This is a genomic window from Syntrophus aciditrophicus SB (assembly GCF_000013405.1).
GTDB lineage: Bacteria > Desulfobacterota > Syntrophia > Syntrophales > Syntrophaceae > Syntrophus > Syntrophus aciditrophicus.
On record NC_007759.1, the window covers coordinates 2887076 to 2903136 of the forward strand.

At 53.6% G+C, this 16061-nt stretch carries 14 protein-coding genes and 1 pseudogene; 2 read left to right on the forward strand and 13 right to left on the reverse strand.

Going from position 1 to position 16061, the window contains the following annotated elements; all coding sequences use genetic code 11:
• Window positions 1-55: 55 nt before the first annotated feature.
• Window positions 56-292, forward strand: a pseudogene (locus SYN_RS17125) (TetR/AcrR family transcriptional regulator); the annotation flags it as partial.
• Window positions 293-727 carry a TetR/AcrR family transcriptional regulator C-terminal domain-containing protein gene (locus SYN_RS16635; RefSeq protein WP_237671351.1) on the forward strand — a complete coding sequence of 145 codons (435 nt, stop codon included), beginning with the start codon at window positions 293-295 and terminating at the stop codon, window positions 725-727. It abuts the pseudogene before it with no gap.
• Between the two features lie 259 nt (window positions 728-986).
• On the opposite strand, the gene SYN_RS15510 is transcribed toward SYN_RS16635, so the two are convergent.
• The 13 genes from SYN_RS15510 to SYN_RS13550 all read right to left on the reverse strand — a co-directional run bounded on the left by SYN_RS15510 (window position 987) and on the right by SYN_RS13550 (window position 16032).
• A complete protein-coding gene (locus SYN_RS15510) occupies window positions 987-1340 on the reverse strand; it encodes a hypothetical protein (RefSeq protein ID WP_011418757.1) in 354 nt (117 codons plus the stop codon).
• Window positions 1341-1542: 202 nt separating this feature from the next.
• Window positions 1543-3852, reverse strand: a complete 2310-nt coding sequence (locus tag SYN_RS15515) for a DUF2330 domain-containing protein (RefSeq protein WP_011418758.1) — start codon at window positions 3850-3852, stop codon at window positions 1543-1545.
• Window positions 3853-4183: 331 nt separating this feature from the next.
• A complete protein-coding gene (locus SYN_RS13500; protein ID WP_011418759.1) occupies window positions 4184-4486 on the reverse strand; it encodes a Cys-Xaa-Xaa-Xaa repeat radical SAM target protein in 303 nt (100 codons plus the stop codon).
• Between the two features lie 108 nt (window positions 4487-4594).
• Entirely contained in the window at window positions 4595-4900 is a 306-nt protein-coding gene (locus SYN_RS13505) for a Cys-Xaa-Xaa-Xaa repeat radical SAM target protein (RefSeq protein WP_011418760.1), read from the reverse strand.
• A gap of 74 nt (window positions 4901-4974) precedes the next feature.
• Complete coding sequence (locus SYN_RS13510; protein WP_049750004.1) at window positions 4975-5301, reverse strand: CXXX repeat peptide modification system protein; 327 nt, start codon at window positions 5299-5301, stop codon at window positions 4975-4977.
• An 11-nt stretch (window positions 5302-5312) separates the two neighbouring features.
• Window positions 5313-6398 (reverse strand): CXXX repeat peptide maturase, encoded by a 1086-nt coding sequence (locus SYN_RS13515; protein WP_041585141.1) that lies wholly within the window; start codon window positions 6396-6398, stop codon window positions 5313-5315.
• Window position 6399: 1 nt separating this feature from the next.
• Window positions 6400-7590 (reverse strand): radical SAM peptide maturase, CXXX-repeat target family, encoded by a 1191-nt coding sequence (locus SYN_RS13520; RefSeq protein WP_011418764.1) that lies wholly within the window; start codon window positions 7588-7590, stop codon window positions 6400-6402.
• 169 nt (window positions 7591-7759) lie between these two features.
• Window positions 7760-8137 carry a Cys-Xaa-Xaa-Xaa repeat radical SAM target protein gene (locus SYN_RS15920; RefSeq protein WP_011418766.1) on the reverse strand — a complete coding sequence of 126 codons (378 nt, stop codon included), beginning with the start codon at window positions 8135-8137 and terminating at the stop codon, window positions 7760-7762.
• Window positions 8138-8213: 76 nt separating this feature from the next.
• The gene (locus tag SYN_RS17130; protein ID WP_011418767.1) at window positions 8214-8585 is read right to left on the reverse strand and encodes a Cys-Xaa-Xaa-Xaa repeat radical SAM target protein; all 372 of its coding nucleotides are present in this window, start codon (window positions 8583-8585) and stop codon (window positions 8214-8216) included.
• Window positions 8586-8745: 160 nt separating this feature from the next.
• A complete protein-coding gene (locus tag SYN_RS13535) occupies window positions 8746-12723 on the reverse strand; it encodes a translocation/assembly module TamB domain-containing protein (RefSeq protein ID WP_011418768.1) in 3978 nt (1325 codons plus the stop codon).
• On the reverse strand, window positions 12720-14501 hold the full coding sequence (locus SYN_RS13540) for an autotransporter assembly complex protein TamA (protein ID WP_041585145.1): 1782 nt from the start codon (window positions 14499-14501) through the stop codon (window positions 12720-12722). Before SYN_RS13540 ends, SYN_RS13535 begins: the two co-directional genes overlap by 4 nt.
• An 89-nt stretch (window positions 14502-14590) precedes the next feature.
• Window positions 14591-14878, reverse strand: a complete 288-nt coding sequence (locus tag SYN_RS13545) for a hypothetical protein (RefSeq protein ID WP_011418770.1) — start codon at window positions 14876-14878, stop codon at window positions 14591-14593.
• A 260-nt stretch (window positions 14879-15138) separates the two neighbouring features.
• Window positions 15139-16032, reverse strand: a complete 894-nt coding sequence (locus SYN_RS13550; RefSeq protein WP_011418772.1) for a 1,4-dihydroxy-2-naphthoyl-CoA synthase — start codon at window positions 16030-16032, stop codon at window positions 15139-15141.
• Window positions 16033-16061: the final 29 nt, after the last annotated feature.

Below are 16061 nucleotides of genomic sequence, written 5' to 3' on the forward strand. Positions count from 1 at the left end.
TAGGGAGAGTATTACCTAATGACATTAGTATCATTGGAGAGGGGAAAAATTAGAATTGGCAGCAAACTCTGATAAAATAAATAACCTTAAAACATCAAAGGCTAATCATATAAAAGAGAAAAAGAGACTTCTCAGCAAGAAAGCGGAAAACACCAGAGACCGGATTGTAGAGAGTGCGAAGATTCTTTTTGCGGAAAATGGGTTTCTAAAGACAACAGTTGTGGACATCTGTCGCAACGTCGGTCTTTCCGAAGCCGCATTATATGAACATTTCAAAGGCAAGGAAGACCTTTTGCTGGCCATCCCGGATTTATGGGTCTCTGAATTACTGAAAGACTTGGATGATCAGATGTTCGGGGTAAAGGGTGCATTCAATAAGCTGCGAAAATACATCTGGTGGACATATCGTCGGACGGAGGAAGCACCAGTTGATGCAAAGATTGTCTACTTGTTTCTGAAAACCAGTTCCAGCTTTATGGAAACATCCGTCTACCAGAATGTCAGACTCCTTTACCATTATCTCATTGATATATTTGAAGAAGGCAAAAAATCCGGAGAGATGAGGCAGGATATTGATTCATCGGTAGCGCAGAGTATTGTGATCGGAACTATGGATCACATGATTACGCTTTGGCTGCTTAAGAACATGTCTTACTCACTGTTTGAGAAAGCAGAAGAAACCTTTGATCTCTTAGAGAGTGCCTTTTCCAGTAAAGAGCGTTCCTGAATGAACTTTCATTTGCAGATTGAAATGCGTTGCCTGGAGGCAGAATATCAAGTTGTTGAATTCAGTGACTTTGATTCCGTCGGCAATCTGATATCGAGTGGATTCTTCGAAAATAACCGGACCACATCAGTCTTGGAACATTCGAAGTAGAATCGAAAAAACTGGTGTGTCAATAACGAAGTCCACAGGGTTAAAGTCAAAACAAAACCCCGGGATCTTGATGCTCAATTCATTTCTGTAATCTATTGGGATGTCCGCGTCAACCCAGATACCAGAACAGGTAAATCAACAAAAAAGCCATGACCACCAGCCCAGCGAAGATTGTCCATACCACGGCAGCGACACTGTTTTTCTCTGCCTGAGTCTGGCCGGAAGAAACATGTATTTTCAATCGATGACGCGCCAATATGGAAGATACATGGAATATCAATATTCCGGAGATGCCCTGCAGGGCATACGGGACAACCTCCTGCCATGATGAGCTCGGGCGTCTCGTCGTAATCCAGATGACTGCCGGTATGCCGATGACCGCCATCATGGCGCCCAAAAGTTTTCCCAGCGTAAAAGGGAGCTGCTTTATTTCCTGTTTCAAAGATTCCCGGATGATGCTCATTCCCGCCTCAGTAAGGCAAAGAGCTTGATATTATTGGGATAATCCACTGGCTTTCACCGTTCATTCCAACGAACCCTTCTCTTACAGTATAAACCTCCTCATTCAATGACAGTAAAACCTTTCCTGACAGGCTGAAAGATATCAGGCGTTTTCAGCAATATGCTTTTTTTCAAAGGTCTGAAATGATCCCTTTTCCGGAATTTTAGCGCCCCCCTTTACCATCGGAGATGTCATGCTGAATATACTGAAAGGAAGGTGAAATCTCGGAATATGGAATCTTAAAGTCTTCAAGGACAGCGTTTTTAATGACCCATCTGTTTTTCTTTTTTACCATGAGGACAAAGTACCCCGTCATTGGCGCTCCATTCTGAGAAACATAGAACAGAGCCGTGTCTTTCTGTTCGTTGAATCCGATCCGGGAGAGAAAAACCTCATCAGGAAAAACCGTTAAAGGCTGCTCCATGCCACGCCCCCCCTCGCGGTTGGGTTCATTGGTCTGCAGAATTTCAAGCCATGGAACCACCATTCTGTCCCTGAGTATACGGACTCTTTTGTTTTTCTCCCTGTAATCCTCCATGATGGATTTATCCAATGCACCAAAACTCTCCATGAGATGTGTCAGCGTCTGCTTGTCCGAATTCTTCCCGGCTGACGTCTCATGATAAACGTGCCGCGCTCTATAAGTATTGGAGAAATATGGAGGAATTTCAAAACCGCGCACTTCTTCCGCACTGAAGAAATCAGCATAGACCTCGTATTCGTCATCACTGACTTCCGCGACGGGTTCAGGCTTCGAATTCAGGCTAACCATTGGTTGAAATGAACTCAGGATTTTGTCGAACACCCATTTGTTTTCCTTGAACAACGCTTCCGGCGCATCGTACACCAGCACATAAAAACCCGTATGGGCAGGTATAACCACATATCGCTCTATTGCCTTCACGGGCTTGGCGTTCATCCCCTGAAAGGGCTGTCTGACTTTTTTTATTTCCAGCGTCTTGGCTTCCGGCCCGGTTAACGGTAAAACTTTTGCGTCCGCTCTTCGAGAACTGAAACGGGGATTCAACAGGTCATATATGAACCGTTCAGGGGTTCCGCATGCGTCCCGATGCCAGGCAACCCTCACACTCAGATATTCCAGACCCTCCTGACCCGGCGCCCGGACAGTCAATTCATATTTATTGTTTCCGCTCAGGAGGCTGGATCGCTGGATGTCATATTCTTCTCGCGGCCATCCTGCTGGAATCTGCAGGGTGAAGTGTTTACTCGACGGCGTAAATTCTTCGAAATTTATATTCTTGAGTGTGGAAGAAGCGCCGCCGTCCTTCTCACACAGCGCCACACATTCTTCTTTTGTTTCAAAGGGCACCGTTCCCTCGCACCCGCCGTAAACGAATTTCTCGCATTTTTGGGTTTCCGGATTGAAAAAGTAACGCCAGAAAATCGCTTTGCATGGCCCTGAATCGGGCTTCAACCTGCACCTTTCCTTGAGATCCTTTACATTTTCTTCCATGGGAAAAAGCCATGGACTGCCCCATGCCTCTTCCACATGCCCTATGGCATACGGAACCGCTTGACCGAAGTCTCCCAGGAGATCCTGGTCAAACTCGTAGTCCCCCTGATATCTCATCAGTTGGATGAACATGTTCTGATTTTTGGAAAATTGCCCGATACCCGGAAAAATTCCTTTCATTTCATCATTTTCAAGCTGTGACGATGTCGTGGCCCTCATTTCTTGAAATCCGAAACATCCGCCATAATAAGATTGAAGAGGTTCACAGAAAGTCCCGGGTGTAATGAGAATAAGGTCGATCATTCCAGAGCCGCCAAACGTGTTGGAAGTTTTCAGAGGATAATAGAGTTCCTTCGTTTTAAACCTGTACTGGATCGGCTCAACGAAACGGATCTGTTCGTTCACCGTGACGAAGTCGAAAACAAACCAGACAAAGCCCCGCCGGGTGTAATCACGAACGACAGCCTCGATCTTCGGATCTTCACGCTTCAGTTGCAAACCCTTCTGCCTGAGGAATTCCCTGACCCACCCATTGAATTCCGCCGCATCATTGATCCTGATCACCGTCACATCGTGAGAGCCAAGCCGCTGATTGAACCGCATCTCTACCGCTCGCGCCGCGGCACGGCCGCCCTTGGTCTGCTCAATGAATTTCAACCCGTGCTTTTTGATCAAATCCATTGCGGACTCGAAGGAAGCCGGTGAGGCCAACTGCACCTTTGGTTCCTCAGGAAATGGAATAAACCGGATGATGCGTGCAGATTTATCCGCCTTGAGATCCGTCCCGAGAATCAGCACTTCTTCTTCGCGGTTGTGCAGGATAATGGCTTTCTGGCTGTCTTCCGACACCTGCGCCTCTGTGGCCACAACTCTGCCCATATCCGCCTGAATCGGCGTCGGCAGGATGATCATGATCAAAAATGCAATCCATAATAGAATAATTTGCGTGGGAATGACTGACAACATGGGCATCTGATGGCTTGTATCAGACTTTTTCATGGAACCTCTCTGTCAAAAAGAATTATTTTGTTGCACAAATCCTCGTTTACTTACCAGCGCTGCGCCGCCCTGTTTTCGCCCAACCAGCTCATTCTGCTTATTTCCAACTTCAGGGTCCGATTTTCGATTGGACTTCGACGGTTCAGATTCTGCTGCAATTCTTAGACAAAGGATGATGCCAAAAAGTTCCCGCAAGGCAGATCTTTCTGGGGTATGAATATCTGTGGGGTTAATGGATTCTTGTTTAAGGAAGACTCAAGCAATACGAACCGGTAAGCCGGCCGGCAAATAATGCCTGCGCAGGCCGGCTTACCGGTTGGTTTCTCCGTTTCTACTCAGCCGTGACGGTGCAGCTGTTGGCACAGATGTCGCGGCAGGTGCGATCACACTCGCCGGCACAACTGCCTGTACATCCGGTGCATCCCTGGCAGGTTTCGGAGCATCCCCCGGAGCAGGTATCGGCACAATCAGCCGCTGCCGGCTTTGGTGAAAGCTGCATCAAACTCAAGCCAAGAATGCCGAGAGTGGGAATGATGGCCTTGCCGACCGTCGTAAAAAACCCACGCCTGTCAACCTTTTCCGTCTTGCCGTATACCGTTTCCATCTTTTTCCTGAATGAGTCCTCGCCATCCATGGGAACATTCTCCTTTCGCGAAGTAAAAGCTGAAAAACATTAGGAACTGACTTAATGAGGTCGGTCGCTGAAAATAAAAGCATCCAAAGACTTTATCTATCCGGGATTCTACCTTGCCGTGACGGTGCAGCTGTCAGCGCAGATGTCGTGGCAGGTGCGGTTACATGTACCGGAACAGTTGCCCGAACATCCACCAGTACACCCACGACAGGTTTCGTAACACCCCCCCGAACAGGTATTTGCACAATCGGCCGCGGCTGGCCGCGGAGAAAGCGGCATCAAGCTCAAACCGATTATTCCGAGAGTGGGAATGATGACCTTGCCGACTTTCGCAAAAAAACCGCGTCTGTCGACCTTTTCCGTCTTCCCGTATAATTTTTCCACCTTTTCCCCGAACGGCAGTTCATCATTCATTTCCGGACTCTCCTTTCACGAATTCTTATTGAGGATCATAGGCCTCTGCGGGGTGTTTTTATGAAGAATACTCTTTATATTTTCCGCAAATATATATTGCAGGTTTCAAAATCGATTTCCCAGATGCAGCCACTGACCCGCTCCCATTGATATCGCTGTGCACATCGGTCCCACCACTGCTGGTGCAACGTTGTCGTTTTTCCCAGGTCGGCGACGATTTTTTCGTAAAAATAGCTGTTTGTGAGAATTTCATCGCCGGACTCCACCAGCGCTTTGATGAGTTCGGTCAATCCGTTTTTGCGTTCAAAAAGTGCGGATATTTCATCGCGCTCCCGGGGAGTCACCTTCCCGATCTTACTGCGCTCGTCTTTGCCGTTGCAGACTCCGGCCTTATCGTCCATCGTGTTCGTCCTCAATCCAGTTCTAATTTCCGCAGGATTTTCTTCTGCATCTCGTATATCTGCTGCAGGCAGTTATCGGCATCCTGCGACGTCGCGCTGACTGCTGCAGGCTCCTCCCTTTTCCAGGTCTCCCCCACGATCAGATCGAACGGATCGTCATAGGTTAGACTGGCAATGGCAGGGAACTGGTCAAACGGTCTGACCGTCCGGAGACTTTGCAGCAGAAGCCTCGAAACCTCCCGCTCGACATGTGACGCCAGACACTGCTCCCGGGAAGGCACATTGACTTCCAGTGTGGTCTTCTTGTTCAGATAGACGCAGCGTTTGCAGTGGAACGCGTCGCAGCGTGAACAGATCGGCGCACAGCCGAGATCCAGCAGCTGGTGATTGGCATGCGTTGTTTCAATAATGTCCGACCAATAACCGACCGTATCCGCTTCATCGTCATAATAAAATGCCGGACAGATATAGGCGTTCCCGTCGGGAGCTATGGTCAGGTGTTTGATTCCGGCATCACAATTGTTCATCTGGTTCAAAAGCAGCCGGTCTGAAATGACATTGATCTCGATTTCCCTGCCGGTCCGGTAAAGCTGGGCAAGCCGGTCCGCTATTTTTTTCAATTCGCTTTGGTAAACATCCAATTGTGCGGAGGAAATAGTCTCAACTCCCACCAGGTGCAGATTCAGCCGTTTGAATTTTCCCCAAAGCGACGCGACCATGTCGGACAGATGAGGAAGATCCGTCGGCGTGACCGACAAAACGAGGTTGCGCTCAGAATCGGCTTCGAGCTCCGAGAACCGCATGCTTTCATCCGCTTCCAGCACCGGCACGCCATCGGGATAGATGTCCTTCAGGACCACCGGGATCATTTTGACATGTCCGATCGTGCCAATCAGGCTTTCATACTCTAGGGACAACGGGTGTCTTCCAAAGAGGAAATTGAGGAACAAGCCGTTTTCCCGGGCATATTCGACTATCTTCCCGAGGATTTCCAACGGCATGAATTCCGGTTCTGCCGAGGAATAATAAAAAGGATTGCTGTAGTGGCAAAACGGGACTGCGCCTTTTTCCAGAATCACCAGCAGATATCTGTACATGTCATCTCGCCTCAACAGGTCGTTCGCGGCCGAGCCTGTCCGCTAATTTTTCCCCAAAATACCGGTTTGCCCGCACCCTGGCCTTGTGCATGGCACAGGTATAAACAGCGCGCTGGTAGATGGTGTCGGTCGCCGCAAGGTCGTAATTGTTACCCTGACACCAGGCACAGCCGCTGGCGACATCGCACGCGATACATTCCTCTGGACTCTGCATGCTCCTGTTCAGCACCAGGAAAGGCCTGACCCTGTTCATGTCGAGGCCATCGAAGCAGTTGCCGATCGATCTCGCCGGTTTATACCGCATGGAATAGGGAGCGAACCGCACGCAGGGATAAAAGACGCCGTCACCGTCAATCGCCAGCATTTTTCCGCTTCCGCACCAGTTTCCGTTGTCCGTCTTGCAGTCGAGCGGCTTTCCAATGGATTTGGAAAAAAACGAACAGTTGTGGGTGTCGTACAGATCGTTTTCGACAATGTAATCCGCCAGCTCACGCAACTGCGTCTCATAAATGATGTCATCGCCGGGTTCCCAGATGTTCTCGTTGACCAGGTTGATCGTCACATTTTTCAGGCCGAGCTGCCAGAGATGGATCACGCTTTCTTTGAGCAGCGGCAGGTCATCATGCGCGACCGTGGCTTTGGTGGACGCGTTTGGAAATTGTTTCAGCCATAACGGCACATTTTTCACGACCGCGTCATAAGACCCGCTGCCGTCAGGGAAAACCCGTTGCGCGTCATGCTTTTTTCTGGTGCCGTCGATGCTGATCGATATGCTCAGGTGGTGGGCATTCTTTCTGATAAAACGCTGCACCTTTTCAGTGCCGTACAGGAGACCATTGGTGGAAAAACTGAACCGGTAGCTGTTGAACCAGGGATGATCCAACTCATACATCCGGCGCTTGATGTAATCGCAGATCCGGTCGATCAATTCGATCTCAAGCAGCGGCTCACCGCCGATAAAATCCCAGATAACCGAATCTTCCCAGAACAGGGCTCGATTATGCAGGATATAGTCAACCGCCGTTCTGGCTATCGTAAACGACATTCTGTTGAATTTGTTTTTCCCGATGATGTAGCAGTAACCGCAACGCAACTGGCAATCTTCGGTGACAATAAAGGTAATCGATTTCGCCATTCCCGATCGCCAGGTTGGCTCGTATTCCCCCATCTTTACATCGCTATAAGAGTCCAATCACATTTCTCCTTGGAGAGGGTATGATCGGGATGGAATGGCATCGGAAGTTTTTATGCATGGCCGGGTTGATACGAATCGCCCCCGACGTGACCTGATCCCCGAGGGGGTGAAGAAAGAAAAAAGATTCCTTTGCAATGCCCTGAAGTTCCTTTATCTGCAAACACATCTAAAACATATGTCCTTCGCATCCGCCTTTGCACGTTCCGTCACAGCCGCCGCAGACATGGGCACAGCCGCCGGAGCATGACGAGCCGCAATCGTCGGCGCAGGTTCTCACACAAGTGCTTCCACAGCCGCTGCTGCATCCATCTTGACAAGTGCCGTCACACCGGCCGCTGCATGAGAGGCTGCAGCTGCTGGCACACATACTGTTACAATTGGCGGATACGCTCTGCGGCCGACCCGCCAAAGTCAAACCAATAATGCCGAGCGTGGGAATAACGATTTTGCCCGCCATGGACAAGAAGCCCCGTCGATCGATATTTTCCGTTTTTTCCTCGGAGGGTCTTGCCACTGTTACATTTCCATCCTTGTCGTCTTTCATGAAACGCACCCCATTTTTATGAAGATCCACCAGGTTTTTCTTTTGCCCATGTCAATGATGATCCGGGACGATATTTTCAACGTCTTTCTGTCATGCCGCTGCAGGTATCTTTGCACGTGTCGGAACAGGCCCAGTGACAAGTGCCTGAGCAGGAACCCGTGCACCCTGTACAAGCGCCCTGACATCCCCCCGTACAGATGCTGTTGCAGTCTGCAGCCAAGGCTCTTGCCCCGGACATTGAAAGGCTTATCCCCAAAAGTCCAAGGGTAGGAACGATGATCCTCGCTGCCGTGATCAGAAACTCGCGCCGGTCTTTCTTTCCATCGTCTGTAAGGGCAGAATTTATCTCAGGTTTTTTATAAGAATCCGTCTTCATGTTGCCTCCCTCGCGGCACACGTGCCGTATACAGCAAACAGCATCACATGTAAATGGAGAAAGTTGGATCATCCGGCAAAAAATATCTTTATCTTTTCATAGAGTCACTCTCTTGCTCATGCCCGGATGTTTTATTTGTTTTCAAAGCAGCATTCCATCCGTCGACATGACTTTGCGAAATTTTTTCCCGGGGTTTGATGGGGCATTGAGGACTTGCGGATAACAACAGGAATTACCGGAACTCGATTTTGTAAAAGATGTCCGCGCCGCTCACGGTTCCGCCGTGTGTTTCCACCTCCCACTTTTCGGAAAATTTGTATCGCAGCTTGACGACGCTCTGCTCCGAAAAGAGGTAGCGACCGAAACTGACATAAAGCCTGGGGGTCAGATACTTGCCGATGGAGACCATGGAACCGGCCATCAGACCGTTCTGCGTCGCCGCCGTGCCGGGCTGGCCCGCAACAGCCGACGTATCCCTGGTGAATTTGACTTCCACGCCTTCAAGTCCCAGTCGGCTCTTCAGCTGGGAGATAACGGAAGGAGATTCGGATTTCGTCAGAATGGAGCCGGCCGCGCGCAGCAGCAGGGACAGATCCGGTTCGTTTCCCTCTCCCTGAAGGGCGCGGCCGAGCACGAGATAGGAAAGAATTTCCGGCTCCTGCATGGCAGGACGGGAGTAGAGGCGGATGCGGGGCGAAGAGATCGTCCCGCCGACAAACACTCCCGCCGTGACATCCTCGACCTTGCGGGCGGCGGTGATATCGAGTTGCGGGGTGTCGGCCGGCCCGGCAAAGATGATGCGGCCGCTCTCCACCTTCAATGTTACACCGTACACACTGTAACTGCCATCCACGATCCGGACAGTCCCCTGCGCCCTGATATTTTCCGGGCCCGTCGCCGCGGTTGCAACCGTTCCGCCAAGCTGGAGATTGGCGCCGTCGGCCTTGACGCGAACATCGTCACCAAGAATGACGGCAACCCGGACATCGAGAGCGAAGGGCATCTTTCTTCCCCTTGAGGGCGGCGCATCCACGACAACCACGTCCCTGCTCGGCGTGATCACGGACGGCCCCTGTCCTGCAAGAGCCAGCATCCGGGGCACCGAAACGCTGCCGCGCACGGCCAGTTTTTCCAGATTGCCTTCAAAACGGAGATCGGGACTTGTCAGCAACTGCAATTCCGGCAGATTGACGGTCTGAAACCGGTCTCCCTTGACTGTACCGGAATAGGATGACACCTGGCTGCCACTCAAGACGATTTCCGCCTGAAGGTCGATGCTGCCGGGGCCGGAATTCGCCCTCAGGGAATCGATCAGGATCTTTGTCCCCTCCATGCGCGCCTTCAAGCTCACATCCTTCAGCTCGATCCCGGCGGCCGGGAGGTAGGCCCCCGCTTTCGCCATGTCGACACGCCCCTCCACCCTGGGATCGCCCCAGGCGCCGCCGACCGTGACGGCGAGATCGAGTTCCCCCTTCCCCACTTCGACAAATCCCGGAAAGGCGGCATTCAGCATGCCCGCTTCCCGGAGTCGGCCGCGGATCGATGCGGCCACGGTTCCCGACGGGTCCGGGACGACGGGAATCCGCGCCGGAAGAGGAATTCTGAAAGCCGCCTGCAGGCTGCCGTAATCGACAAACTCAGCGCTCGCCCTGCCTCTCAGATCAGCGTCCCTCCAGGAAAAGTCAACGGCGGCGCTCCGAAATCCGATGGAAATCTGCCCCTCTTCGTCCTTCCGGGTTGCCGATCCCGATAAGACATTCAACTTTCCGGACAGTTCAAAGGCGCTGCCGGGCAGCAGCCTCCCCTCGACTTTACCCGCCGCGCGGCCGGCAACCGTTACGCCGGAAGGCAGCCAGGCATGGAACAGGCCAGGATCGAGATCCCGGACATCCATTTCGAATTTCCCCTGGTCGGGAAGAGCCAGGCGAACGGGAGCCGGTGAAGAGGCACGTCCGTTAATCACCCCTTCGCCCGCAAGGGAAACTTCCAGCCGAGCGTCCAACCCTTCCCGTCCCCAATTAAGCAAAGCCTCCGCCCGGTTGAAGGAAACGGGCCGCCCCCCGATTGCAGCCTTCCCCGAGGAGCTGAATTTGCCGGCAAGGAGAGCCACATCTCCTCGGGCAAAACGGGTTTCCAGATTTCCCGATGTCTTCCCGGAAAGACCGCTATCGGGAATCCAGGAGGAAATGCGCTCCAGCCGGATTCCAGCCCAGGAGGCGTTCAGACGTCCCTGCAGGGGATTCAGAAACATATCCGCCGCCAGGTCCAGACGCTCCCCGGCGTTGCCGGCGAGAACCAGAGGGGAGACGGATACGGCACGCCGGGAGATCATCAGCTCAGCCGGCGACAGGAGCCGCCAGGGGCCGGATCTGTCCCGGCCGGAGAGTTTTTCGATCGTTCCCCGCCATGTCCCGGACGCGTAGGAACCGGCAAGAGAGGCATCCGCCGTTGCCCGCGGCGCCCGCGCTTCTATGGAAATCCGGTGGCGCGAAAGGGCGCCCCGCGCCCGCACGACAGCGGCAGAGAGCTCGACCGAATCGTACCTCAGGCTCTTTGCGTTCACAGCCGCATCCAGCAGCCGGTCTTTTTCCGCGGCGAGCGTCATCCGGTAGGAAAGGGAATCGGCCGCGAAGCGGTCAACCGAAACATTTCTCCCGCTTCCTTCCGCGGAAAACGCGGTCAGCCCGTCCCGCAGGCGGACCCAGCCCTGGGCGGATAGCCGTCCCCGGGCGGAAGGAATCAGTTCCCCGAGATCGCCAGCGGCAGCACGGAAGTCGATCCGTTCTTTCAGCGCCCCGGAAGCGCGCACGGCGAACTGCCGCCCCCTGACATCCAGTAGAGCGATATCGAGATCATCGCCGCGCAGGCGCACGTCCGCTTCGCCCGTAAGATCTCTGCCGAGCAGTTGACTGCGTGATATCCAGGCCTGGACGCGGGCATCGGGGGGCGCATCCGCTTTCATGCCGAGCTGTCCGCGGGCCGTTACATTCAACGCCCCTTTCCATTGGGGATCGAATACCGCCGGATTCAAACCGGTTCCTTCCACCGCTGCCGTCAGGCGCACGCCTTCTTTCCAGTTGACCGCGACGTCGCCCGAAACGCGTCCGGCCAGCCATTTCCCTTCCGAAAGCGTCAGTTTGAGCCTCTCCAGGTCGCCGCCAAAGGACCCTCTGAGGACAGTCGAAGCCCACGTTTTCCCCGTGTTGGTCAGAGAATACGACCCTGTGTAATCCGTGGGAACGCCCTTCAGATCGATCTCACCGCTGATGTCCGTGGGAAAGGAAATTTCCGGGGAAAGATCGAGATGGGACGCCTTCACCCGAATACTGTAAAATGGCTCTCCTTCCGGAAACGTCACGACGGCGCTGCCAGCCATATCTCCTTTCAGTCCGGGCCTGAGCAGACGGACATCCCTCAGATGGACGGAATGTTTCGCCAGCCCAATGATGCCCGTCAATCCCGTCTTTCTGCCGCCGATGTCAGCGGCTGTGAGAGAGACTTCCCCAGCGATCGGCTCGGGGGCCGCGGTTTTCCTCAAGCCGGCTTTCAAGGAAAATTTCCCGACACCGTCCCCACCCCCGCTTTGCAGGTCAAGGGCCGTTTCCAGATTCAGAAAGGGGATGATAAAGCCCGCCGAAGCGTCCCCGCGAAGCTCCCCCCAGGGAGACTTGATGCGGATATTTTTCAAATCGAGGATGCCGGCATTCCACTCCAGACTCCCCTGAATGCGGTCGATCCGGACCGGCGGCTCTTCAAGTCGGCGGTATTCGATATTGCTGATGTCGAGAGAAGCGATTCCGCCTCTCAGGGAACCGAGAAAGCCCGGTACGGAAGGCCAGCTCAAGTCCGGCGGCTCTTTCTCTTCCGGCCTCCGGTCGTGCACGGCGACGCCCTCCATCCGCAATTCTTCCACAGACAGGAAGCCCGCCGGAAGCGATCGAGGGGAAGGCTTGATGAAGATGGAGGAGATCCGCGCATCGAAGGATTCTGTGGACAGCTCCAGGTTTCGAAGCGCCAGACCGTCCATCAGGTTGCCCTCGGAGCGCCCGATTTTCATCTGAACGCCGGCCTGGCTTCCGAGAAATTTCAACAGCCGGAGGGACCCCTCGGGTGTTTTCAGAACATGATAGAGCGCTGCCGACAGGAGCAGAACGACCAGCAGAATCCCCGCGAGAAAGAACAGGCCGTATTTGACTCTTTTTGACGTCACAATTGAAACCCCAGAGAGAAATGGATGCGGTAATCAGAATCGGGATAGTCGATCGGATGAGCGACATCCAGCCGGATAGCTCCGACGGGTGTATAATACCGGACTCCGATGCCGACGCTGCGATAAAGTTCCAGATCCGACAGATTGTTGAAGGCGTTTCCCGTATCGTAAAAGACCGCCGCGCTGAAATTCTTCGGGAAAGCCTTTTCCAGCTCGACACTTCCGACGATCAGATTCTTGCCTCCGACGACCGTACCTGTCGAGTCCGTCGGTCCGAGAGAGTTATAAGAGAAGCCGCGCACGCTGTTGTCGCCACCGGTGAAAAAACGCAGGGACGCGGGCATGTCGCTGAGGGGATCTTTTTCATACGACGCGGCTCCCTGCGCACGGAACGTCGCCATAAGATTCCAGGGCAGGGGCAGCAGGTATCTTCCGTTGGCCAGCACCTGCGCAACTCCGACGTCGGAGCCGAGAAACGCATCCGTTCCTCTCAGTTCGAGAGCATAGTTGTAGCCTCTTCGGGGACGGATCAGATTGTCGTAACGCTGCCTTGAATAACGAACACCAGGCAGGACAAGGGTAGCGCTTACATCCTGCTCCCCCACCTCCGAATCTTCCCTCTGCAGGCGGAGATAGGCCGTACCGAGCCTCCCCCTTCCGAAATCCCAGGTCCGGTTTGCTTCGAGGGATGCAAACCGGCTCGTGTAGGAGGAAATGTCCTCATTCTGAAGTCTGAATTGAAAACCCGTAAAGCTTTCTATCCGACGTCCCGGCAGTCGAAAATCGGCGACAAACGCCTGAAGACGCTCAGAGACGACCAGGTCGGCGGAAAGCTCCCGTCCTTCTCCCGAAATGTTCAAATCCCGGTAGTGGGCGGAAGCCCGAGGACCTGTATCCGTTCCGTATCCGATCCCGAACCGAAGCCGTTTTGGGAGGGAAGGTTCCAGTCGGATTGTTATGGGAACCATGAAATTTTCCGCTGTTTCCTTGTCCGGCTCGACAACGGCTTCCCGGAAGCGCTCGGAATTGATGAAATTCAGCTGGGTCCGATAGATTCTATTATAGGAAAAAGGCTCGCCTTTCCTGAAGGCCACATGCCTTCGAAGAAAGGTGTCGCTGTAAGCCTCTCCCCCCAGGATTTTCCAGTCGCCGAAAGCATAAAAGGGCCCCGTATCGAGAAGGAGTTCGATCCGGGCGGAATAATCCCGAAGGGAAACTTCAACCCGGCTGACGGAGAAGTCCGCATCGAGATAGCCCCGGGCCAATGCGGCCTCTCGGAGCTGTGTCTTGCCCGCTTCGTAGGCCGTATGGTCGAAAACATCTCCTTTTTTCAGGGGAAAGGAGTCGACGGCCCTGTTCATACGGTTTTCCTTCGCCCCAGGCCCCTCGATCGCGAGACTCACGTCCGCCACGAGAGTTGGCCGGCCGGGGGAAACATCCACTATGACGACGTAACCGTCCGTCGTCTTTTCGATCCGGGTTTTTGTGCGGACATCGTAATGGCCGAAGGGTTCCAGCGCGCGTTTCACCTTCTCCGGAACCTGCTTTTCAAACCGTTCCAGCCAGGGCATATTGACGTCTCCGTTACGAACAATACCGGAAGGAAGATCCAGAGCTGCCCGAACGTTGTCCAGCTTTTCGCCTTCGATCCCGGTTACGGCGACCTCAACGGGAGACGGCGCGGCGCCTGCGGAATAATTGAAGGCAAAAAGAATCACCGCCGACAGGATGACGGCACAGAAATTCTTCCATGGAACTCGGACGGGCGTTTTCTTCATGAGGTCACAATTCCCGGTCAAAACGATATTTGGCGCCTGTTAAAAAATCCTCTTTTTCGCGGACAGCGTTTCCGCTTCAAAATCAAGATTCATCCCGGTAAAGCCCAAAAATAACGCAAGGCCGCTTGTGAAATCAACAGAATGGAGAATGAAAGGCCGACCGATAATGTTCCGCTGCCGGTGATGACCGGAGAAATCAATCCTGTCGGCCTTCTTTTTGAAGATATACAGATGAGCTGATTTGCGCAAAGGAATATTCCGATGAAGTTCTGCAGACACCCACGACGCATTCGACTCATTTCCGGAAGTTCCTGTCGATTTTGTCTTTGTTCAATAGATACAAAATCAGCATGATGAAAAGAATGATGAAAATCCACTTTGGAAACTCAGCGGAGCCACCTATGAGGCTGCCTGCAACGGCTATAATGAAGAAAAAGCAGGCATAAATTATTTTATCCCATCTATTCACAGCTAACCACCTTGACAGACATATCCGGATTTGATCAGGAGGATGCCCTTCCCATCAGCAGGACAGGAGACCATCCCAGGACGGTCTTGAGCGTCACATTATCACAGGTCAGGCTTCCCGTTAAGGCACAGGAGAGACAGACCTCCTGCAGTTGGTTTTTCCTCTCTCTCAGAAATGCCAGGGGAACTTCGAAAAGTCCTTGGGGCGCTTCTCCAGGAAGGCGCTGCGCCCTTCCAACGCCTCGGGTGTGCCGTAAGCGAGCCGGGTGGCCTCCCCGGCGAAGAGCTGCTGCCCCACCATGCCGTCATCCAACAGGTTGAACCCATACTTCAGCATCCGCATGGCCGTGGGCGATTTGGCATTCATGATTCCGGCCCATTCGAGGGCGACCGTCTCCAGTTCAGCGTGAGGGACGACCTTGTTGACCATGCCCATTTCGAAAGCATCCTGGGCGGAATAATCCAACCCGAGGAAGAAGATCTCCCGGGCGCGCTTCTGCCCGATGTGCTTGGCCAGATAAGCGGAGCCGTAGCCGCTGTCGAAGCTGGCCACATCCGGGTCGGTCTGCTTGAAGACGGCGTGTTCCTTCGAGGCGATCGTGAGATCGCAGACCACATGGAGGCTGTGGCCGCCGCCGACCGCCCAGCCGGGAACCACGGCCACGACGATCTTGGGCATGAACCGGATCAGGCGCTGAACTTCCAGGATGTGGAGCCGTCCAAGGCGGGAGGGATCGACGCCGCCCCCCTGCCCGGAGTATTGATAACCGTCTCTGCCGCGGACCTGCTGATCGCCTCCGGAACAGAAGGCCCAGCCCCCATCCTTTGGAGACGGGCCGTTGCCGGTCAGTAGCACCACGCCGACATCGGGAGTCATGCGGGCATGGTCCAGGGCGATGTAAAGCTCATCGACCGTCTTCGGCCGGAAAGCGTTGCGCACCTCCGGCCGGTTGAATGCGATCCGCACTGTGCCCTGCTCCCGGGCGCGATGATAGGTAATGTCGGTAAATTCAAAGCCGGGGACGGCAAGCCAGCGTTCGGGATCGAATATTTCTGAAATCATGGGGGTCTCCCTTTCTTTATTAAAATCGT